Origin of the sequence: Pseudomonas sp. MG-9, assembly GCF_018729515.1 — a bacterium.
GTDB classification, from domain to species: domain Bacteria; phylum Pseudomonadota; class Gammaproteobacteria; order Pseudomonadales; family Pseudomonadaceae; genus Aquipseudomonas; species Aquipseudomonas serboccidentalis.
In genome coordinates this window covers 640,999-660,708 of the sequence record NZ_JAHHZH010000002.1, presented here as the reverse complement: position 1 = coordinate 660,708, position 19,710 = coordinate 640,999, and the positions used below count along the sequence as shown (strand labels likewise).

18 protein-coding genes are annotated in these 19,710 nt (G+C 61.4%); 9 read left to right on the top strand and 9 right to left on the bottom strand.

Features of this window, described 5'->3' with window-relative positions; all coding sequences use genetic code 11:
• Window positions 1-327: 327 nt before the first annotated feature.
• The 6 genes from etfB to KKQ10_RS07655 form a co-directional block, all read right to left on the bottom strand.
• A complete protein-coding gene (etfB, locus tag KKQ10_RS07680; protein WP_215500696.1) occupies window positions 328-1,098 on the bottom strand; it encodes an electron transfer flavoprotein subunit beta in 771 nt (256 codons plus the stop codon).
• Window positions 1,099-1,113: 15 nt separating this feature from the next.
• On the bottom strand, window positions 1,114-2,334 hold the full coding sequence (etfA, locus tag KKQ10_RS07675; protein ID WP_215500695.1) for an electron transfer flavoprotein subunit alpha: 1,221 nt from the start codon (window positions 2,332-2,334) through the stop codon (window positions 1,114-1,116).
• A complete protein-coding gene (gene dgcB, locus KKQ10_RS07670) occupies window positions 2,334-4,283 on the bottom strand; it encodes a dimethylglycine demethylation protein DgcB (protein ID WP_215500694.1) in 1,950 nt (649 codons plus the stop codon). Before dgcB ends, etfA begins: the two co-directional genes overlap by 1 nt.
• A 146-nt stretch (window positions 4,284-4,429) precedes the next feature.
• Window positions 4,430-6,490, bottom strand: a complete 2,061-nt coding sequence (gene dgcA / locus KKQ10_RS07665; RefSeq protein ID WP_064589569.1) for a dimethylglycine demethylation protein DgcA — start codon at window positions 6,488-6,490, stop codon at window positions 4,430-4,432.
• A gap of 15 nt (window positions 6,491-6,505) precedes the next feature.
• Complete coding sequence (locus KKQ10_RS07660) at window positions 6,506-7,036, bottom strand: DUF5943 domain-containing protein (RefSeq protein WP_018612374.1); 531 nt, start codon at window positions 7,034-7,036, stop codon at window positions 6,506-6,508.
• 75 nt (window positions 7,037-7,111) lie between these two features.
• A complete protein-coding gene (locus tag KKQ10_RS07655) occupies window positions 7,112-8,089 on the bottom strand; it encodes a dipeptidase (RefSeq protein WP_027610650.1) in 978 nt (325 codons plus the stop codon).
• 234 nt (window positions 8,090-8,323) lie between these two features.
• Between KKQ10_RS07655 and KKQ10_RS07650 the strand changes: the two genes are divergently transcribed.
• The 3 genes from KKQ10_RS07650 to KKQ10_RS07640 are packed head-to-tail and all read left to right on the top strand — an operon-like array spanning window position 8,324 to window position 9,502.
• A complete protein-coding gene (locus tag KKQ10_RS07650) occupies window positions 8,324-8,725 on the top strand; it encodes a lysozyme inhibitor LprI family protein (RefSeq protein ID WP_127648133.1) in 402 nt (133 codons plus the stop codon).
• A 2-nt stretch (window positions 8,726-8,727) separates the two neighbouring features.
• Window positions 8,728-9,057: a helix-turn-helix domain-containing protein gene (locus tag KKQ10_RS07645; RefSeq protein ID WP_127648134.1), complete on the top strand. Its 330-nt coding sequence runs from the start codon at window positions 8,728-8,730 to the stop codon at window positions 9,055-9,057.
• A 28-nt stretch (window positions 9,058-9,085) separates the two neighbouring features.
• Window positions 9,086-9,502: a DUF3010 family protein gene (locus tag KKQ10_RS07640; RefSeq protein WP_215500693.1), complete on the top strand. Its 417-nt coding sequence runs from the start codon at window positions 9,086-9,088 to the stop codon at window positions 9,500-9,502.
• Window positions 9,503-9,623: 121 nt separating this feature from the next.
• Here KKQ10_RS07640 and KKQ10_RS07635 read toward each other — a convergent pair whose 3' ends face one another.
• Window positions 9,624-10,568 (bottom strand): GlxA family transcriptional regulator, encoded by a 945-nt coding sequence (locus tag KKQ10_RS07635; protein ID WP_215500692.1) that lies wholly within the window; start codon window positions 10,566-10,568, stop codon window positions 9,624-9,626.
• 207 nt (window positions 10,569-10,775) lie between these two features.
• Here KKQ10_RS07635 and KKQ10_RS07630 point away from each other — a divergent pair, with 207 nt between their 5' ends.
• From KKQ10_RS07630 to KKQ10_RS07605, 6 genes are all read left to right on the top strand, one after another.
• Window positions 10,776-11,720, top strand: a complete 945-nt coding sequence (locus KKQ10_RS07630; protein WP_215500691.1) for a choline ABC transporter substrate-binding protein — start codon at window positions 10,776-10,778, stop codon at window positions 11,718-11,720.
• Window positions 11,721-11,795: 75 nt separating this feature from the next.
• Window positions 11,796-12,683 (top strand): 3-dehydrocarnitine:acetyl-CoA trimethylamine transferase CdhC, encoded by an 888-nt coding sequence (cdhC, locus tag KKQ10_RS07625; RefSeq protein ID WP_127647847.1) that lies wholly within the window; start codon window positions 11,796-11,798, stop codon window positions 12,681-12,683.
• A gap of 152 nt (window positions 12,684-12,835) precedes the next feature.
• Window positions 12,836-13,801, top strand: a complete 966-nt coding sequence (locus tag KKQ10_RS07620) for an L-carnitine dehydrogenase (RefSeq protein ID WP_215500690.1) — start codon at window positions 12,836-12,838, stop codon at window positions 13,799-13,801.
• 179 nt (window positions 13,802-13,980) lie between these two features.
• Window positions 13,981-14,457 (top strand): thioesterase family protein, encoded by a 477-nt coding sequence (locus KKQ10_RS07615; RefSeq protein WP_215500689.1) that lies wholly within the window; start codon window positions 13,981-13,983, stop codon window positions 14,455-14,457.
• Between the two features lie 23 nt (window positions 14,458-14,480).
• The gene (locus KKQ10_RS07610; RefSeq protein ID WP_215500688.1) at window positions 14,481-15,644 is read left to right on the top strand and encodes a gamma-butyrobetaine dioxygenase; all 1,164 of its coding nucleotides are present in this window, start codon (window positions 14,481-14,483) and stop codon (window positions 15,642-15,644) included.
• A 304-nt stretch (window positions 15,645-15,948) separates the two neighbouring features.
• On the top strand, window positions 15,949-16,212 hold the full coding sequence (locus tag KKQ10_RS07605) for a hypothetical protein (RefSeq protein WP_007962640.1): 264 nt from the start codon (window positions 15,949-15,951) through the stop codon (window positions 16,210-16,212).
• Window positions 16,213-16,300: 88 nt separating this feature from the next.
• Here KKQ10_RS07605 and gbdR read toward each other — a convergent pair whose 3' ends face one another.
• On the bottom strand, window positions 16,301-17,404 hold the full coding sequence (gbdR, locus tag KKQ10_RS07600; RefSeq protein WP_127647851.1) for a choline metabolism transcriptional regulator GbdR: 1,104 nt from the start codon (window positions 17,402-17,404) through the stop codon (window positions 16,301-16,303).
• A gap of 515 nt (window positions 17,405-17,919) precedes the next feature.
• Complete coding sequence (locus KKQ10_RS07595) at window positions 17,920-19,296, bottom strand: L-serine ammonia-lyase (RefSeq protein WP_127647852.1); 1,377 nt, start codon at window positions 19,294-19,296, stop codon at window positions 17,920-17,922.
• Between the last annotated feature and the right edge of the window lie 414 nt (window positions 19,297-19,710).

The following is a 19,710-nucleotide window of genomic DNA, read 5'->3' as shown; positions in this document are numbered from 1 at the left end:
TATCCACAGAAGCGCCAACAGAGATTGGGGGCAACTTGTGCCGTTAGTCTTTGGAAAAAACCAGAAAAAACCAGAAAAAACCGTAACTTAGGCTGGTTGTTTTTTGATCGGGCGGCTGCAGGGCTTGATTGGCGTGGGGTCTGGGGATGGGCGAACACGTTATCCACAGATCCGCCAACAGGGTTTGTGGGTAAATACCACGATATCGCCGAACGGCACATACCTGTAGGAGCTGCGGCACGCTGCGATCTTTTGATCTTGATTTTAAAGATCAAAAGATCGCAGCCTCGTTTCACTCGACAGCTCCTACATGGGATTTGCGGTGTGTCAGCGGACGACGCCCTCTTCGATCAGGAGTTTGAGGATAGCTTCAGCGCCGGCCTGCGCCGTGACGCCCTTGAGCACCTGCCCACCGCCACCACTGGCCTTGGCCGTGGCAGCTTTCATCCGGTCAGCGCCGCTCTTGGCCTTGATCACTTTCAAGCGTTTCGGCCGTGGTTTGGCCGGTTGCAGCGTGGCGACGGCCAGCAGTTCATCGTCCAGCACCTCCACGTCTTCGGCGTTCAACACACCACGGCGCGCCGGGCCGTAAGCGCTCTGCCGCGGCTTGGGCGCGGCGTTATCCACAGTCGCCAGAAACGGCAGGCGCACCTTCAACCGCCGCCGCTGCCCGCGAGGCAAGGCTTGCAGCACCAGCGCCGAACCGTCGTTGATCGACTCGACCTGCGCCAGCCCCACCACCAGCGGCCAGCCCAGCCCTTCGGCGAGCAGAAACGGCAGCATCCCCGAACCTTCGCCGGTTTCCGCCTGACTGCCGGTCAGCACTACTTGCGCACCGGCGTCGCGCAGGTACGCAGTCAAGGCCGGCAAGGTATCGGCGCCAGCAGGCTGTTCCAGTACATGCATCTGCTCCAGGCCCATGCCCAGATAAGCGCGCAACGCCGGTTCCGCGACATCGCCTGCATGCAGCACTTGCAGGTTATCCCCAGCCAGTTGCAGGCCCAGTTCCACGGCGCGGGCGTCCTGCTCGGCCCGGCGTGGCCGTCCCGAGGTCGGGTGGGCGCCGATGGAAACCAGGCTGATGACATTGGTGTTCATAACTGTGTCCTTCCCTTAAGCCGCATCGCGCTTGGCGTCGTTGCGGTAAGCCGCTACCGCCGCGATCAAGGCTTGAAGAATCTCCGCGCTCTCGCCGATCACCGACAGGTCGGCGCGTTTGATCATGTCGCAACCCGGGTCGAGGTTGATCGCCACCACCTTGTCGCAGGCCCCGATGCCCTGCAGGTGCTGGATCGCCCCGGAGATACCCACAGCCACGTAAACCCGCGCGGTGACCCAGGTGCCGGACGCGCCGACCTGCCGATCACGGGCCATGAAGCCATCGTCCACCGCCACTCGCGAGGCGCCTTCGGTGGCGCCGAGCGCAGCAGCCGTTTCATGAAACAACTGCCAGTCCTTGACCCCGTTACCGCCGGAGAAGATGAATTCGGCTTCAGCCATCGGAATCGCCGCCGGATCCACCGCCACGGCGCCCAGATCTTCGATCCGCGACAGGCTACGCGCCACCGTTGTGGATAACTCCACGGGCAGTGCTTCGTGACGGGTTTCGCTGACCGGCTCCGCACATTCGGCCGAGGCCAGAATCAGGCGGGCGATCGGTCGCGCCAGGTCTTGCAGGCCCGCACCGGCGCGGCCGATGCACGCTTGATCCTTGACCTGCCACACCCGCGTCGCCGGGCGTTCGCCCAGTGCTGCAGCAAAACGTCGGCCGAGTTCGCCGCCACCGCTGCGGCTGTCCGGCAGCAGCCAATGGCGCGGATTGAATTGGTTATCCACAGCCCGCAGGCCTTGTACGCGTTGCTCCGGTGCATAACCACTGAACTCATCGCCCTCCAGCACCAGCAAGCGATCGACGCCTGCCGTGGCGAAGGCGTTTTCCTTGTGTTCGCCGAACACCACCGCCAGCACTGCGCCGTCCTTGCCGGCCAGTTGGTGAGCCAGGCCCAGCAAGTCGCGGTCGTGGCTGCTCAGGCGACCGCCGACCATGTCCGGCACCACGCTGATGTAGAACGCCGGGGCCGGTACCTGATGCAGTGGCAATTGCACTTCAACCGTGGCCGAGCGCTTGACCGCCCCGCCCTGTTGCGCGCCGCTGCGGTCGATACGCTTGATGCCGTTGGGGCCGATAAAACCGATGCCGTGCAGGTTCTTGCGGATGATTCCGTTAGGGCCCATCCAGCTGTGTTGCGCCGGTTGCATCGCCGCGTGCAGCGGGTGCAGACGGTTACGCGCAATCCATTCGGCGCGTGGATCGCGGCGGATAATGTCGCTCATCAGTGGGCCTCCGCAGGTTCACGTTTGGCCGGGGTAGTCGGCTTGCTTGGTGCGGCGTCTTCGAGCAACGCATCGGCCACCAGTTCGGCGATGTCCTTGATCAGCGGACGCGGTTCGACCACGCCTTCGAGCATCGCCGTGCACTGTGGGCAACCTACGGCCACCAGTTCGGCACCGGTCTCGCGAATGTCTTCCATGCGCATGTCGGGAATCCGCTGCTTGCCCGGAATGTCAGTGATCGGCGCGCCGCCACCGCCGCCGCAGCAGCGAGAACGGAAGCCGGAACGTTGCATCTCTTTGACCTCGATACCGAGGGCGCGCAGCACTTCACGCGGCGCCTCGTACTCGCCGTTGTAACGGCCGAGGTAGCACGGGTCGTGATAGGTCACGCTGTTGCCTTTGTGCTGACCGAGGTTCAGCGCGCCGGCCTGAATGATCTCCGCCATGTAGGTGCTGTGGTGCTGCACCAGGTAATCACCGTCGAAGGCGCCGTACTCGTTTTTCAGCACATGGAAGCTGTGCGGATCGCAGGTGACGATGCGGTTGAAGCTGTATTTGGCCAGGGTCTGGATATTGCGTTTGGCAAGTAACTGGAAGGTCGCTTCGTCACCGAGACGACGGGCCACATCGCCACTGTCGCGCTCTTCCAGGCCGAGCACGGCGAAGTCGATTTTCGCGGCTTTCAGCACTTTGACGAAGGCGCGCAAGGTGCGCTGGTTGCGCATGTCGAAGGCGCCGTCGCCGACCCAGAACAGCACGTCGGTGGACTTCTTCTCGCTGAGCAGATTGAGGTTCAGATCCGCCGCCCAGTTCATCCGCCCGCCCGGAGCGAAACCGCCAGGGTTGTCGGTGGCGATCAGGTTTTCGAGGACTTCGGCACCCTTGTTCGGGGTCGCGCCTTTTTCCAGAGTCAGATGGCGGCGCATGTCGACGATAGCGTCGACGTGCTCGATCATCATCGGGCATTCCTCGACGCAGGCGCGGCAGGTGGTGCATGACCAGAGGGTCTCGGCATCGACCAGACCGTTGACGATCGGCTGATGCGGATTACCGCTGTGTTCGCCCACAGGTTTGCCCGGATACGGGCTGCCAGCGAACTTCGCGTCAGTGCCGCCAGCCAGGCCGACGACCATGTCCTGAATCAGTTTCTTCGGGTTCAGCGGCTGGCCGGCAGCGAACGCCGGGCAGGCGGCTTCGCACTTGCCGCACTGCACGCAGGCGTCAAAACCGAGCAACTGGTTCCAGGTGAAATCCTTGGGTTTTTCCACGCCCAATGGCGCGCTCGGATCATTCAGATCCAGCGGTTTCAAACCGGTGGAACGGCCGCCGCCAAAGCGTTCGGCGCGCCGGTGCCACGCCAAATGCAGGGCACCGGCGAAGGCGTGCTTCATCGGCCCGCCCCAGGTCATGCCGAAGAACAATTCCGACACGCCCCACAGCACACCAATACCGAGAATCGCTGCGAGCAACCAGCCGCCGAAGTTCTCCGGGAGAATTCCGGCCACCGGCAGCGTCACCAGAAAGAACGAGGCGGAAAACGCCAGCAGGCTTTTCGGCAGGCGCATCCACGGGCCTTTCGACAGCCGTGCCGGCGGGTTGAGCCGGCGCCGGTAAACGAAGATCGCACCGACGAACATCACTGCCGTCATCAGCAGCAAGGCGTAACCGAGGATGCGGTTATGCAGGCCGAAACCGTGCACCAGAATCGCCAGCACGATCGACGCCACCGCACCGCCCGCCGTGGCGACGTGGGTGTTGGCGATGTATTTGTCCCGCGCCACGACATGGTGCAAATCGACCATATAGCGCTTGGGCATGGCGAACAGGCCGCCGATCAGGTCGACCTTCGAGGCCCGGCCCCGACGCCACATGGCCACCCGTCGCAACGCGCCCAGCACCGCAAGGCTCAGGGCTGCGAACAACAGGATTGGAAGAAGGGTGTTCAACATAGGTGAAGCTCCCACCAGTACAGCCTGGAGAAACACGGTCTAGGTGTAGGAGCTGCCGAAGGCTGCGATCTTTTGATCTTGCTTTGAACAACAAAAGTCAAAAGATCGCAGCCTTCGGCAGCTCCTACAGGGTCATGTGCAAGTCCTTAGAAATCCTTGCAGAGGCGCAGGGCGTCGTAGATGGCCGCGTGGGTATTACGCTGCGCCACGCAGTCGCCGATGCGGAACAGCAAGTAGCCGTCGCCGGTGGTGCTCAGCGAAGGCTGCGGCTTGATCGCGAACAAGGCGTCAATGTCGATCTGGCCCTTGTTACGCGAACCGTCCTTTAGCCCGTAATACAGCTCCTCGTCCGGACGCACGCCGTTTTCCACCACCACCTGATCGACCACCCGCTCCTCTTTCGCGCCGGTGTATTCGTTCTCCAGCACCGCCACCAGCTTGTCGCCTTCGCGGTAGACCTTCTCCAGCATCATGTCGCCGGTCATGATCACTTCTTTCGGGTACATGCTGCGGTAATAGGTCGGGAACGACGTACCGCCGATGGCCACGCCCGGCTTGATGTCGTCGGTGACGATCTCGACCTGGCTGCCCTTGTCGGCGAGGAAGTCGGCGACCGACATCCCGGTGAATTCGCAGATGGTGTCGTAGACCAGCACGTTTTTGCCCGGCGCGACCTTGCCGTCGAGCACGTCCCAGCTGCTGACCACCAGCCCTTCGGCGGCGCCCCAGTGTTCGTTCTGCTCGAGGAACGGATGACCGCCCACCGCCAGCACGACCACATCCGGACGCAGATCGAGGATGGTCGCCGCATCCGCAGCAGTGCCCAGACGCAGGTCGACTTTCAGCCGCGCCAACTCCAGCTGGAACCAGCGGGTGATACCGGCGATCTGGTCACGTTGCGGCGCTTTCGATGCGGTAGTGATCTGCCCGCCGATGAATTCTTTCTTCTCGAACAGGGTCACGTCGTGGCCACGCTCGGCGGCAACGCGTGCGGCTTCCATCCCGGCCGGGCCGGCACCGACTACCACGACTTTGCGTTTCGGCCCGGTGGATTTCTCGATGATGTGCGGCACGCCCATGTATTCACGGGAGGTCGCGGCGTTCTGGATGCACAGCACATCCAGCCCTTGGTACTGACGGTCGATGCAGTAGTTGGCACCGACGCACTGCTTGATCTGGTCGACCTGGCCCATCTTGATCTTGGCGATCAGGTGCGGGTCGGCGATGTGCGCGCGGGTCATGCCGACCATGTCAACGTAACCGCCTTCGAGGATGCGCGTGGCCTGGTTCGGGTCCTTGATGTTCTGCGCGTGCAGCACCGGCGCTTTCACCACTTCCTTGATCCCGGCCGCCAGGTGCAGGAACGGCTCCGGTGGATAACTCATGTTGGGGATAACGTTGGCCAGGGTGTTGTGGGTGTCGCAGCCCGAGCCGACCACGCCGATAAAGTCGATCATGCCGGTGTCATCGTAGTACTTGGCGATCTGCTTCATGTCCTCGTGGGACAAGCCGTCCGGGTGGAATTCATCACCGCACAGACGGATGCCGACGCAGAAATCGTCGCCGACTTCCTTGCGCACAGCCTTGAGTACTTCGAGGCCAAAACGCATGCGGTTTTCGAAGCTGCCGCCCCACTCGTCGGTACGCTTGTTGACGCGCGGGCTCCAGAACTGGTCGATCATGTGCTGGTGCACGGCGGACAGTTCGACACCGTCCAGACCACCGGCCTTGGCCCGTGCAGCGGCGGTGGCATAGTTGCCGATGACGCGCCAGATTTCTTCCGGCTCGATAGTCTTGCAGGTCGCGCGGTGCACCGGTTCACGGATGCCCGACGGCGACAGCAGGGTCGGCCAGTGCTCGCCGTCCCAGCGCGAGCGACGGCCCATGTGGGTAATCTGGATCATGATCTTGGCGCCATGCTTGTGCATGGCGTCGGCCAGATTCTGGAAGTGCGGAATGATCCGGTCATCCGCCAGGTTCACCGATTTCCACCAGCCTTGCGGGCTGTCGATGGCCACACTGGAAGAACCGCCGCAGATCGCCAGGCCGATGCCGCCCTTGGCTTTCTCTTCGTAGTATTTGACGTAACGGTCGGTGGTCATGCCGCCGTCAGTCGCGTAGACCTCGGCGTGCGCGGTGCTGAGCACGCGATTGCGGATGGTCAGTTTGCCGATCTGGATCGGCTGGAACATTGCTTCGAAAGCCATGGCGCGGTCCTCGACTTACAACGGCTTGACGATGAACAGGCCGTCGTCGTGGCCCTCTTCGGAACCACCGTAGACCTGCTCGGCCACGGTGCGGATCTGGCTGCCGCGTGCGGCGAGGATCTGATCCATGGCGCCGGCAAACCAGCCGGTGAACATGTAGTCGACCTTGCGCCCGACCTTGCCGTAGACGTAGACGAACGCCGAGTGTTCGAGCTTGACGCTGGCGGTGCCTTTGTCGAGGTCGATGTCCTGAATCTTGAACAGGCCCCAGCCGCGTTGCGACAGGCGCTTCATGTAATGCTCGAACACTGCAACGCCTTCCAAGCCGTGGCATTCGGCTTCTTTTTCACACCAGTGCCAGGCGGACTTGTAGCCGGCCTTGTAGAGGATTTCGGCGTAGGCGTCGGCGCCCAGCACTTCCTCGATGCCCATGTGGTTGTTGACGAAGAAATGCCGCGGTACGTACAGCATCGGCAGGGCGTCGGAGGTCCAGACACCGGTTTCGCTGTCGACTTCGATTGGCAATTGCGGGGCGATCTTGGCCATGGAAACTTAACTCCAGAAAATTCGGTTTGTTGCCCCCGGCACGGACGGCCGGGGGAAAGGATTCAGAGAAGCGGCTTACTCGCCCCAAACGTCCTTGAGAACGTTCACCCAGTTTTCACCCATGATCTTGCGTACCACGCGCTCGGAGTGGCCGCGCTTGAGCAGGGTTTCGGTCAGGTTCGGGAACTCGCCGACGGTGCGGATGCCCAGCGGGTTGATGATCTTGCCGAAGCTGGTCAGACGACGGGCGTAGCCCTTGTCGTGGGTCAGGTATTCGAAGAAGTCCTGACCGTGACCCTGGGTGAAGTCGGTGCCGATGCCGATGGCGTCTTCGCCGACGATGTTCATGGTGTATTCGATGGCTTCGGCGTAGTCGTCGATGGTCGAATCGATGCCCTTGGCGAGGAACGGCGCGAACATGGTCACGCCGACGAAACCGCCGTGATCGGCAATGAACTTCAGCTCTTCATCGGACTTGTTGCGTGGGTGCTCTTTCAGACCCGACGGCAGGCAGTGGGAATAGCAGACCGGTTTTTTCGATTCGAGGATGACTTCTTCGGAAGTCTTGGAACCGACGTGGGACAGGTCGCACATGACGCCGACGCGGTTCATCTCGGCGACGATTTCGCGACCGAAGCCCGACAGGCCGCCGTCACGCTCGTAGCAACCGGTGCCAACCAGGTTCTGGGTGTTGTAGCACATCTGCACGATGCCGACGCCGAGCTGCTTGAACACCTCGACATAGCCGATCTGGTCTTCGAACGCATGGGCGTTCTGGAAGCCGAAGAGGATGCCGGTCTTGCCCTGCTCCTTGGCGCGACGGATGTCGGCAGTGGTGCGCACCGGCATCACCAGGTCGCTGTTTTCGCGGATCAGCTTCTGGCTGGCGGCAATATTGTTCACGGTCGCCTGAAAACCTTCCCACACCGACACAGTGCAGTTGGCTGCCGTCAGACCGCCCTTGCGCATGTCTTCGAACAGCTCGCGGTTCCATTTGGCAATGATCAGACCGTCGATAACGATGCTGTCGGCGTGTAATTCGGCTGGGCTCATCAGGCGTCCCCTTATTGGCGATTCATGCGCCGAATCGTCTGCCGGCGCTTTGGGGCCAGCATATGCCTCGGTGCCGGGGCGACCGGGTGCAAAAACGACAGGGGAATTGCCGAAAGCGTCAATCCGCGACAAAGGGTCACCAGGCGACCCGACCGGCCACCTGTTCAAGCCCGCAAGCTTGAGCCAGAATCTCCCGCATCTTGGATACACCACTGGATTAGAGCGGCGACAACCATGAAATCGATCTTCCTGGCCCTGGCACTGATTGCGACCGGCGTACACGCCGCCGAAGACACCGACAACAACCCCTGCGACGCGGTGGAAAACGACGTCCAGACCCTGGAATGCTCAACCTACAGCCGCACCACCGCCGAAGACCTGCTCAAGGACAACTACGCCAGCCTCAACGAGCGCATGCAGGCCACCTACGGCAAAAACGCGACGCAACTGGCCGACATCACCGCCAAGCTGAAGACTGCCCAGCAACAATGGCTGAAGACCCGCGACGCCGATTGCGCCGTGGAAGCCTTCCCGGCCACCGAAGGCAGCAAGGCGTTCAAGATTGCGCAGAATGATTGCGTGGCGCGGATGAGTGACGAACGGTCGGAGTTTTTGGAGTCGATTGGGCAGGAGTGATTCTGGAAGTTCGGCAACATGCCGACATCCAAATCATCAACGATGCCGAGGGCAATCCCGCCTTCGTAGTCATTCCCTATGCGCAATACGTCGCACAGAAAATGCAGCCCGATCTGATCCCGCATGAGGTGGTCAGTCGAATGGTCGACGGGGCGACACCGATCCGTGCCTGGCGCGAACACCTGAACCTGACTCAGGAAGAAGTGGCGAAACGTCTGGGAATTTCCCAGCCGGCGTTCGCTCAACAAGAAACGGTAGCGAAGCCACGCAAGGCAACCCGCGAGAAAATTGCAGCAGCATTCGGCATCACGCCCAATCAACTTGAGTTGTAGGCTGCCCTCTTCATTCAAAGGAATTCCCATGAACATCTGCGGCATTGAAATCAAAGGCAGCGAAGCGATCATCGCCGTGGCCTCCCTTGACGGGGCAACGCTGAGCCATGTGGCGCTCAACACCAAGAAAATCGCCCTCGACGATGACGACGAGGCGGCCAACGTCAAACGCTTCGCGGCGCAGGTCGCTTCGTTTGTGCGCGAGCATTCGATTGACCGGATTGCGATCAAGAAGCGCAGCAAGAAGGGTGAGTTTGCCGGTGGGCCGACGACGTTCAAGATCGAGGGCGTGTTCCAGTTGCTGGAGGGCTGTGAGGTGATGCTGTTGTCGCCGCAGACGATCAATGCGCAGGCAAAGAAGCATAATTTCGAGCTGCCGGGGACGCTGAACAAGTATCAGCATGAGGCTTACAAGGCGGCCTGTTCGGCGTTGCTGAAGAAGTAACAGGATCAAACTGTAGGAGTGAGCCTGCTCGCGATGACGGAGTGCCAGTCGACATCATTGCTGTCTGATTGACCGCTATCGCGAGCAGGCTCACTCCTACAGGGGGTTTGTGTGCATTCATTCAGGCTTGCGCAGTACGCCGGTCTTCACGGGGGCAGCGCGCAAAGCGTGCCCGGTAGCTACGGGTGAAATACGAAGGTGATTCAAAGCCGCAGGCAATGCTGACTTCAAGCACGCTCATATCCGTCTGGCGCAATAACTGCCGCGCCTTCTCCAGCCTCAAACGCAGATAGAAATTGCTCGGTGTATCGTTCAGATGCAACCGAAACAAACGCTCCAGCTGCCGCCGTGTCACCTTGATCGATTCCGCCAGTTGCAGCGTGGTCAGCGGTGGCTCGCTGTGTTGTTCCATCTCGCCAATCACCTGGACCAGCTTCTTGTTGCTGATGCCATAGCGCGTGGCGACTTCCATGCGCTGGTGGTCCTTGCGTGGACGGATTCGTCCCAATACAAACTGCTCGCTGACCTGAATCGCCAGTTGCGGGCCGTGGGCCTGGGCGATCAGATCGAGCATCAAATCGATGGACGCGGTGCCGCCCGCCGAGGTGATGCGCCGACGGTCGATCTCGAACAGTTCCTGGGTCACGCTGAGCTGTGGATAAGATTCCTTGAACGCATCGATAGCCTCCCAGTGCAGGGTCAGGCGATGGCCGTCGAGCAGGCCCGCTTCAGCGAGAACGAAGCTGCCGGTGTCGATGGCGCCGAGGGTCACGCCTTCGTTGTCCAGCCGCCGCAGCCAGTGCTCAAGGGTTGGCGTGACGAACTTCAGTGGTTCGAACCCCGCCACCACCAACAAGGTCGCGCCTTTCTTCAACGGCTCCAGCGCCGCGTCGGCGTTGACCGACATGCCATTGCTCGCCAGCACCGCCCCGCCATCGGCGCTGAGCACATGCCAGCGGTACAACTCGCCACGAAAGCGGTTGGCCACACGCAGCGGTTCGATCGCGGAGATGAAACCGATGGCGGAGAACCCCGGCATCAGCAGAAAGTAGAAATCCTGGGACATGGGCGCACTCGATTCGCGGGTAACGAGAGGGAGGGGAGCGTGGATCGTTGATACGCCGATTGTCGTCAGCGTTCAAGCGCACAGGTCGCTACAGTGCAAGAGCCAGTCGCCGCAGTGCGCTTTCACGGGGGCATTGCTGCGTAACTTGGCATCACCGGCGCATCAGACGCCGGGAACCACAATAAACGACCTGCCGAGGAACCCGACATGAAACGACTGATCAGCAGCTGTGTTCTTGCACTCAGCGGTACCGCTTTCTTGAGCGCCAGCGTCATGGCGGCCGAACCCGCCTCGTGCCAGAACGTACGGATGGGCGTAGTGAACTGGACCGACGTGATCGCCACCAGTGCCATGACCCAGGTCCTGCTCGACGGCCTCGGCTACAACACCAAACAAACCAGCGCCTCCCAGCAAATCATCTTCGCCGGGATCCGCGATCAGCGTCTGGACTTGTTCCTCGGCTACTGGAACCCGCTGATGACCCAGACCATCACCCCGTTCGTCGACGCCAATCAGGTCAAGGTTTTGCCGGCGCCAAGTCTGAAAGACGCCCGCGCCACCCTCGCGGTGCCGACCTATCTGGCGGACAAGGGCCTGAAGACCTTCGCCGACATCGCCAAATTCGAGAAGGAACTGGGCGGCAAGATCTACGGCATCGAACCGGGTTCGGGCGCCAATACGCAGATCAAGGCAATGATCGCCAAGAACCAGTTCGGCCTCGGCAAATTCCAGCTGGTCGAATCCAGCGAAGCCGGCATGCTCGCCGCCGTTGATCGGGCCGTGCGCCGCAAGGAAGCCGTGGTGTTCTTCGGCTGGGCGCCGCACCCGATGAACGTCAACGTGCAGATGACGTATCTGACTGGCAGCGACGACGCCCTCGGCCCGAACGAAGGCATGGCCACGGTGTGGACCGTCACCGCGCCGAAATACGCGGAACAATGCCCGAACGTCGGCCGTCTGCTGAGCAACCTGACGTTCACCGCCGAAGACGAGAGCCGGATGATGCAGCCGCTGCTCGATCACAAGGACGCCTTCGAATCGGCCAGACAGTGGCTCAAGGATCACCCAGAAGACAAGCAGCGCTGGCTCGACGGTGTGACCACCTTCGACGGCAAACCGGCCGCTGAAAACCTGCAACTGACCAGTCAATAACTCACCTCGAATCAACCCTTCGCAGCCCGAAAAAGGGCTGCGAACAGACCCATCACGCCTGAAGGAAACCGCACCATGAACCACGACGTCATCATCACCTGCGCACTCACCGGTGCTGGCGACACGACCGCCAAGAGCCCCCACGTGCCGGTCACCCCGAAACAGATCGCCGCTGCCGCCGTAGAAGCTGCCAAGGCCGGCGCCACCGTTGTGCACTGCCATGTGCGCGACCCGCAGACCGGCAAGTTCAGCCGTGACGTGGCGCTGTACCGCGAAGTGATGGAGCGCATCCGCGAGGCCGACGTCGACATCATCGTCAACCTCACCGCCGGCATGGGCGGCGACCTGGAGATCGGCCCGGGCGAGAAGCCGATGGAGTTCGGCCCGAACACCGATCTGGTTGGCCCGCTGACCCGTCTGGCCCACGTCGAAGAACTGCTGCCGGAAATCTGCACCCTCGATTGCGGCACCCTGAACTTCGGCGACGGCGACACCATTTACGTCTCGACGCCTGCGCAACTGCGCGCCGGTGCCAAGCGCATCACCGAACTGGGCGTGAAGGCCGAGCTGGAAATCTTCGACACCGGTCACCTGTGGTTCGCCAAGCAGATGATCAAGGAAGGCCTGCTCGATAACCCGTTGTTCCAGCTGTGTCTGGGTATCCCGTGGGGCGCTCCGGCCGACACCACCACCATGAAGGCCATGGTCGACAACCTGCCCGCCGACGCGGTGTGGGCCGGGTTCGGCATCGGCCGGATGCAAATGCCGATGGCCGCGCAAGCGGTGCTATTGGGCGGCAACGTGCGGGTCGGGCTGGAAGACAACCTGTGGCTGGACAAGGGCGTGCTGGCAACCAACGGCCAACTGGTCGAACGCGCCACCGAGATCCTCAGCCGCCTCGGCGCCCGGGTGCTGACCCCGGCTGAAGGTCGCAAGAAAATGGGCCTGACCCCGCGCGGCTGACCTGTCCCCAACACGGGCCTGACTGTCCCCATCTTCAACCTGTAGGAGCTGCCGAAGGCTGCGATCTTTTGACTTTGATTTTTAGAAGCAAGATCAAAAGATCGCAGCCTTCGGCAACGCCTACAGGGATCACCTTACTCGGGAAAATCCCTATGAGCTTTATCACCGACATCAAAACCTTCGCCGCCCTCGGCAGCGGTGTCATCGGCAGCGGCTGGGTCGCCCGTGCCCTCGCCCATGGCCTCGACGTGGTGGCCTGGGACCCGGCGCCCGGCGCTGAAGCCGCGCTGCGCAAACGCGTGGCCAATGCCTGGGGCGCGCTGGAGAAAAACGGCCTGGCGCCCGGCGCATCGCAGGATCGCCTGCGCTTTGTCGCGACCATCGAGGAATGCGTGCGCGATGCCGACTTCATCCAGGAAAGCGCCCCGGAACGCCTTGAGCTGAAACTGGAGCTGCACAGCAAAATCAGCGCGGCGGCCAAACCCGATGCGCTGATCGGTTCGAGTACTTCGGGCCTGTTGCCGAGCGAGTTCTACGAGAGTTCGACCCACCCTGAGCGCTGCGTGGTCGGGCACCCGTTCAACCCGGTGTATCTGTTGCCGCTGGTGGAAGTGGTCGGTGGCAAGCACACCGCGCCCGAGGCCGTGCAAGCGGCAATGAATGTCTACGAATCCCTCGGCATGCGCCCGCTGCACGTGCGCAAGGAAGTACCCGGTTTTATCGCCGACCGTTTGCTCGAAGCGCTGTGGCGTGAGGCGCTGCACCTGGTCAACGATGGTGTAGCGACCACCGGTGAGATCGACGACGCGATCCGTTTTGGCGCCGGTCTGCGCTGGTCGTTCATGGGCACGTTCCTGACTTACACGTTGGCCGGTGGCGATGCCGGGATGCGTCACTTCATGTCGCAGTTCGGCCCGGCATTGCAGTTGCCATGGACTTATCTGCCAGCGCCGGAACTGACCGACAAGCTGATTGACGATGTGGTCGATGGCACCAGCGACCAGCTCGGTCGTCACAGCATTTCGGCGCTGGAGCGCTATCGTGATGACTGCCTGCTGGCGGTGCTTGAGGCGGTGAAGACCACCAAAGAGAAGCATGGGATGAGTTTCAGCGAGTAAACATCAACATCTGTGGCGAGGGAGCTTGCTCCCGCTGGACTGCGCAGCAGTCCCAAAACCCTCACATGCGGTTCATCAGCCAGAACGCATTCACCGGTTTTACGACCGCTCCGCGGCCGAGCGGGAGCAAGCTCCCTCGCCACACAGTTGCATGTCAGACAATATTTTGGAGTTCCGCCATGCCCACCCTCACCACCTACCAGACCACAATCATCCCCGACTGGGTCGACTACAACGGCCACCTGCGCGACGCCTTCTATCTGCTGATTTTCAGCTACGCCACCGATGCCCTGATGGATCGTCTCGGCATGGACAGCAATAACCGCGAAGCCAGCGGCCACTCGCTGTTCACCCTCGAGCTGCACCTCAACTACCTGCACGAAGTGAAGCTCGACGCCGAGGTCGAAGTGCGCACGCAGATCATCGGTCACGACAGCAAGCGCCTGCACCTTTATCACAGCCTGCACCTGACCGGTGACGACAAGGAACTGGCCGGCAACGAGCAGATGCTGCTGCACGTCGATCTCGCCGGCCCGCGTTCGGCGCCGTTCACTCCGGACACCCTGAGCCGCCTGCAAGCCATCGTCGCCGAGCAAGTCGACCTGCCGGCCCCGGCTTACATCGGTCGGGTCATCGCCCTGCCACCCGCCCGGTAACCCCTCCAACACAAGGAGCCACCATGAACACCGCTGCCGCTGTTGCCGACTTCCGTACTTATCCGTTGATCAGCGCGCTGAGCGGCGTGCAGAGTCTGGCGGATCGCGTTTCGATTGCCTGGGCCGATGGCCGCATCAGTCCGTTTCACCATGTCTGGCTGCGGGACAACTGCCCATGCGAGCAGTGCGTCTACAACGTCACCCGCGAGCAGGTGTTCGAGATCGTCGATGCCGCGCCGGATCTGGCCCTCGCCAGCGCGCAGATCGACAGCGACGGCTGCCTGCGCATCGACTGGCAGGACGGCCACCGCAGCCGCTTCGACCCCGGCTGGTTGCGCGCCCACGCTTATGACGACGCCTCCCGCATCGAACGCCTGGCCGCCAAGCCCAAGGCTTACCTGTGGCGCAGCGATTTGCAGTTGCCGGTGTTCGACTACGCCACGCTGATGAATGACAACGGCGCCCTGCTGCAATGGTTGATCGCGGTGCGTGACATCGGCCTGACTCAGGTGCGCGGTGTGCCCACTGAGCCTGGCTCGCTGAAGCTGATCGCCCAGCGTATTTCGTTCATCCGCGAGAGCAATTTCGGCGTGCTGTTCAACGTGCAATCGAAGGCCGATGCCGACAGCAACGCTTACACCGCTTTCAACCTGCCGCTGCACACGGACTTGCCGACTCGCGAGCTGCAACCGGGGCTGCAATTTCTGCATTGCCTGGTGAACGATGCCGAGGGTGGCGAAAGTATTTTTGTCGATGGTTTTGCGATTGCCGATGCGTTACGGCTGGAAGCGCCGGAGCTGTTTCAGGCGCTGTGCGACATCCCCGTGGAATTCCGCAACAAGGATCGCCACAGCGACTATCGCTGCCTGGCGCCGATCATTGCCCTGGATGCGTTGGGCCGGGTCGCGGAGATTCGCATGGCGAACTTTCTGCGCGGCGCGTTCGATACGTCGGCGGAACAAATGCCGCTGCTGTACCGCGCCTATCGACGCTTGATTGCGATGACCCGCGAGCCACGGTTTCGGCTGATGCAGCGGCTTAATCCGGGGGAACTGTGGTGCTTCGATAACCGCCGCACATTGCATGCGCGCAATGCGTTTGACCCGGCCACCGGGGCGCGGCATTTCCAGGGCTGCTACATCGATCGGGATGAGCTGTTGTCGCGCATTCTGGTGTTGCAGCGCTAGACCGCTAAAAGCAAAAGATCGCAGCCTTCGGACGATCTTTTGACTTTCATAGAATTAAAAAAAGCCCCGATACAAGCCGTGACAGGATCGGGGCAGAGGGTACTGGTGAGGAGCTGCCAGTCGAGGGTGACCAAACCGTCTGTAGCGAGCTTGCGCCAGTGTGCCCACTCCATTTTCCAATGAGTTAGCCGAAAACGACCTGTTCATAGCCGTCGCAGCCACTGCGACAAATCGCCCTTGCCGTCACTCCCCATGCCTACCAGAATCGAGCCACGACCTCCGTTGCCAAAGAAGGATGCGCGTCATGATGTATGCCGATTTGATTGATCAGGAAGATTTGTTGGGCCAGCTCAAGGCGCTGGGTTTTCAAGTGCCGAGCGGCTCGACCGCCGAGCAGGCCTGTGAGTGTGCGGTACGAGGCCTGGATAACGTTCGCGCGTTTGAATTGCGCAAGATGGTCAAGGACATGTACACCAGCGGCGCCAGTATCCAGCCTGCAGTGCGTCAGGCGATCGACAAGCAGTTGTTGCCGGCGTTGGCGGATTACCAGCAAAGCCATAGCGCCTGACAGAAGATCAAAAGATCGCAGCCTGCGGCAGCTCCTACAGTTGAAATGCGTTCCCCTGTAGAGCTGCCGCAGGCTGCGATCTTTTGCTTTACAGCCTTACGCTGGCAAACGTCGACTCATTGCGCGCCTGACTCAACGCCGACATCGGCCCCGACAGCGGCGACATCACGATCGCCTGCGGCAGCGGCATCATCGCCACTTGCTGCGTGGTATTGGAGCCTACGCGCTCGTCACGCGGCGGAATGCCGAAGTACTCGCGGTAGCACTTGGAGAAGTGCGGCGTCGACACGAAACCACACACCGAGGCCACTTCGATGATCGACATCGGCGTCTGCTTGAGCAGTTGCCGCGCGCGGATCAGGCGCAGCTTGAGGTAGTAGCGCGATGGCGAGCAGTGCAGGTATTTCTGGAACAGCCGCTCCAGCTGGCGACGGGACACGGCGACGTACACCGCCAGTTCGTCGAGGTCGATCGGCTCTTCGAGGTTGGCTTCCATCAGCGCGACGATTTCCTGCAGCTTCGGCTGGTTGGTGCCGAGCATGTGCTTGAGCGGCACCCGCTGATGATCCTGCTCGTTGCGGATGCGTTCGTAGACAAACATTTCCGAGATCGCAGCGGACAGTTCACGACCGTGATCACGGCTGATCAGGTGCAGCATCATGTCCAGTGGCGCGGTGCCGCCGGAACTGGTGAAACGGTTGCGGTCGAGGGTGAACAGACGGGTGCTCATCGCTACGCGCGGGAAAGCTTCCTGCATCGCCGCCAGACATTCCCAGTGAACGCTGCAATCGAAACCGTCGAGCAGCCCGGCGCAGGCCAGGGCCCAACTGCCGGTGCACACCGCGCCAAGACGCTTGGACTGACGCGCCTGGCTCTGCAGCCATGACACGTGTTCACGGGTCACGGTGCGTTGAATGCCGATCCCGCCGCAGACGATCACAGTGTCCAGGGGCGGGGCTTTGTGCATGGAGGCATCGGGAGTGATTTGCAGACCGTCACTGGCCCACACCTGGCCGCCATCGACGGTAAGGGTGCTCCAGCGATACAGCTCACGACCAGACAATTGGTTGGCCATGCGCAGGGGTTCGACTGCGGAGGCCAGAGAAATCAGCGTGAAATTGTCCAGCAGCAGAAAGCCGATGGATTGAGGCGCACGGTTCTGGGGTTGGGCCCCGGAGTTGAACGTCGTCATCGCGGTATCTCCTCACACAAAGCGGGTGATGGCCTCAGGCGGAGGCTCTTGTTATTGCCATCGTTCTCGCGTGGGAGACGGGCTTTGTTATGACAGAGCAATTGCCATGCCTAAAATTGAATGGCCGTTCAATAACTCCTGAAAACGACGTCGCGACGTGTCTATTCAAGACGTCCGGCAAAGGCTGATTCGAAGTGCCATCAGCGGCGCTGAAAGCCCTGCCCCGGTGCCTGTGAGCAGATCGGTAGCACTTGTGGGAACGGGCTTGCGCGCGGTTGTTTCGGAGTGTCACCGCAAGCACGGGTGACGGACGGTAGGGGGCGCAAATGACGCACTGCGGGTGGGAAAGACTCTTATCTGATTGCGACGCGCTAAAAGGTGGCGTGATTTGATTAGCGTGTTCACTTGGTGAGCAGTTTTGACTGGTCTGGCGCTATCGCGAGCAGGCTCACTCCTACAGGGGAACGCATTCCAAGTGTAGGAGTGAGCCTGCTCGCGATGCGGCCGACTCGGTCTCAGCACTCGACCGCGCTAACAGCCAGCCCACCGCGCGAAGTCTCTTTATATTTGTCATGCATATCCGCGCCGGTATCGCGCATGGTGCGGATCACTCGGTCCAGCGAAATGAAATGCTGACCATCCCCGCGCAAGGCCATCTGCGCCGCGTTGATCGCCTTCACCGCCGCAATCGCATTGCGCTCGATGCACGGCACCTGCACCAGACCACCGACCGGATCGCAGGTCAGGCCCAGGTTATGCTCCAGACCGATTTCTGCCGCGTTGCACAGTTGCTCAGGCGTCGCACCAAGGATCTCCGCCAGCCCGGCCGCCGCCATCGCGCAGGCCGAACCGACCTCGCCCTGGCAGCCCACTTCAGCACCGGAGATCGAAGCATTCTTCTTGCACAGAATGCCCACCGCCGCTGCACCCAGAAAGTAGTCGACGACGTTGGCGTCGGTGACCGCCTCGCTGAACTTCATAAAGTAGTGCAACACCGCCGGGATGATCCCCGCCGCGCCGTTGGTCGGCGCCGTGACCATGCGCCCGCCCGCCGCGTTCTCTTCATTCACCGCGAGGGCAAACAGGTTGACCCACTCCATGGCACTGAGGGTCGAGCCGATCACGTTGGGCTTGTTCAATTCCTGCAGGCTGCGATGCAACTTCGCTGCACGCCGGCGCACGTTCAGGCCACCGGGCAGGATGCCCTCGTGCTTGAGGCCCTGCTCGACGCAATCCTGCATTGCCCGCCACAGCTTCATCAGCCCGGCACGAATTTCCTCTTCGCTGCGCCAGACCTTTTCGTTGGCCATCATCAATTCGGCGACGCGCAAATTGTTCTGCTTGCACAGCTCCAGCAGCTCCACCGCGCTGGAAAAGTCATAAGGCAATTCGGTGCGATCCAGATCGACCACGCCGCTGGACGCCTGCGCTTGATCCACCACAAAACCGCCACCGACCGAATAGTAGGTATCGCGATGAATCTCCCCGTGATCGCCTTCTACAATCAGGGTCATGGCGTTGGGATGGAACGGCAGGTTCTCGTCGATCAGGCGCATGTCGCGCGCCCAGACAAACGGCACCGACAAGCGACCATCCAATAGCAGGGTGTGGGTTTCACGCAGCGCCTGGATTCGCGGACCGATCTGCGACGGGTCGATTGCATCCGGCCACTCGCCCATCAAACCCATGATCACCGCGTTGTCGCTGCCGTGACCGATGCCTGTCGCCGACAGCGATCCGAACAATTGCACTTCTATACGACGCACCTGTTCGAGCAGGTGCCGGTCGCGCAGCGATTCGACAAACAGGGCGGCGGCGCGCATCGGGCCGACGGTGTGGGAACTGGACGGGCCAATGCCGATTTTGAACAGGTCGAAAACGCTGATAGCCATTGCTGCAGAGCTCCTGAGGATGCCGTTCCCGGGCATTAAGCGCCCGCTGGCGGAGCTGCTACGCTCAAGCTGCGATCCGCCGGAATGCCCGCATCATCGGGCTTTTGTCAGGTCGCCCGGCGTCTGACACCGACGCACTCATGCCCACCAGCGCCGCGCCGTTTTCGTCCCGGTTTTTCGCCGTTTTTATGCAGTTCAGATGGCCGATCGGGGCAGAAAAAAGCTGTAAACGACGTCACTGACACTAGATACGACCATCCCTGTACTGGATACGACGCACCCTGTAGGCGTCAGATTTTCACTGGTACATGATCGTTATGACTCGATTGCAAGGCGCCGTGGTAGAGCTGTCTCCAGAACGCCATCCAACCGCAACCCATAAGTGCGGTGGTCCAGTCGGAACACTGCCAAAAA

What these genes read in the sequence shown, in the direction of transcription:
- etfB (WP_215500696.1), bottom strand. Translation starts at nt 1,098, where the DNA reads ATGAACACCAATGTCATCAGCCTGGTTTCCATCGGCGCCCACCCGACC.
- etfA (WP_215500695.1), bottom strand. Translation starts at nt 2,334, where the DNA reads ATGAGCGACATTATCCGCCGCGATCCACGCGCCGAATGGATTGCGCGT.
- dgcB (WP_215500694.1), bottom strand. Translation starts at nt 4,283, where the DNA reads ATGTTGAACACCCTTCTTCCAATCCTGTTGTTCGCAGCCCTGAGCCTT.
- dgcA (WP_064589569.1), bottom strand. Translation starts at nt 6,490, where the DNA reads ATGGCTTTCGAAGCAATGTTCCAGCCGATCCAGATCGGCAAACTGACC.
- KKQ10_RS07660 (WP_018612374.1), bottom strand. Translation starts at nt 7,036, where the DNA reads ATGGCCAAGATCGCCCCGCAATTGCCAATCGAAGTCGACAGCGAAACC.
- KKQ10_RS07655 (WP_027610650.1), bottom strand. Translation starts at nt 8,089, where the DNA reads ATGAGCCCAGCCGAATTACACGCCGACAGCATCGTTATCGACGGTCTG.
- KKQ10_RS07650 (WP_127648133.1), top strand. Translation starts at nt 8,324, where the DNA reads ATGAAATCGATCTTCCTGGCCCTGGCACTGATTGCGACCGGCGTACAC.
- KKQ10_RS07640 (WP_215500693.1), top strand. Translation starts at nt 9,086, where the DNA reads ATGAACATCTGCGGCATTGAAATCAAAGGCAGCGAAGCGATCATCGCC.
- KKQ10_RS07635 (WP_215500692.1), bottom strand. Translation starts at nt 10,568, where the DNA reads ATGTCCCAGGATTTCTACTTTCTGCTGATGCCGGGGTTCTCCGCCATC.
- KKQ10_RS07630 (WP_215500691.1), top strand. Translation starts at nt 10,776, where the DNA reads ATGAAACGACTGATCAGCAGCTGTGTTCTTGCACTCAGCGGTACCGCT.
- cdhC (WP_127647847.1), top strand. Translation starts at nt 11,796, where the DNA reads ATGAACCACGACGTCATCATCACCTGCGCACTCACCGGTGCTGGCGAC.
- KKQ10_RS07620 (WP_215500690.1), top strand. Translation starts at nt 12,836, where the DNA reads ATGAGCTTTATCACCGACATCAAAACCTTCGCCGCCCTCGGCAGCGGT.
- KKQ10_RS07615 (WP_215500689.1), top strand. Translation starts at nt 13,981, where the DNA reads ATGCCCACCCTCACCACCTACCAGACCACAATCATCCCCGACTGGGTC.
- KKQ10_RS07610 (WP_215500688.1), top strand. Translation starts at nt 14,481, where the DNA reads ATGAACACCGCTGCCGCTGTTGCCGACTTCCGTACTTATCCGTTGATC.
- KKQ10_RS07605 (WP_007962640.1), top strand. Translation starts at nt 15,949, where the DNA reads ATGATGTATGCCGATTTGATTGATCAGGAAGATTTGTTGGGCCAGCTC.
- gbdR (WP_127647851.1), bottom strand. Translation starts at nt 17,404, where the DNA reads ATGACGACGTTCAACTCCGGGGCCCAACCCCAGAACCGTGCGCCTCAA.
- KKQ10_RS07595 (WP_127647852.1), bottom strand. Translation starts at nt 19,296, where the DNA reads ATGGCTATCAGCGTTTTCGACCTGTTCAAAATCGGCATTGGCCCGTCC.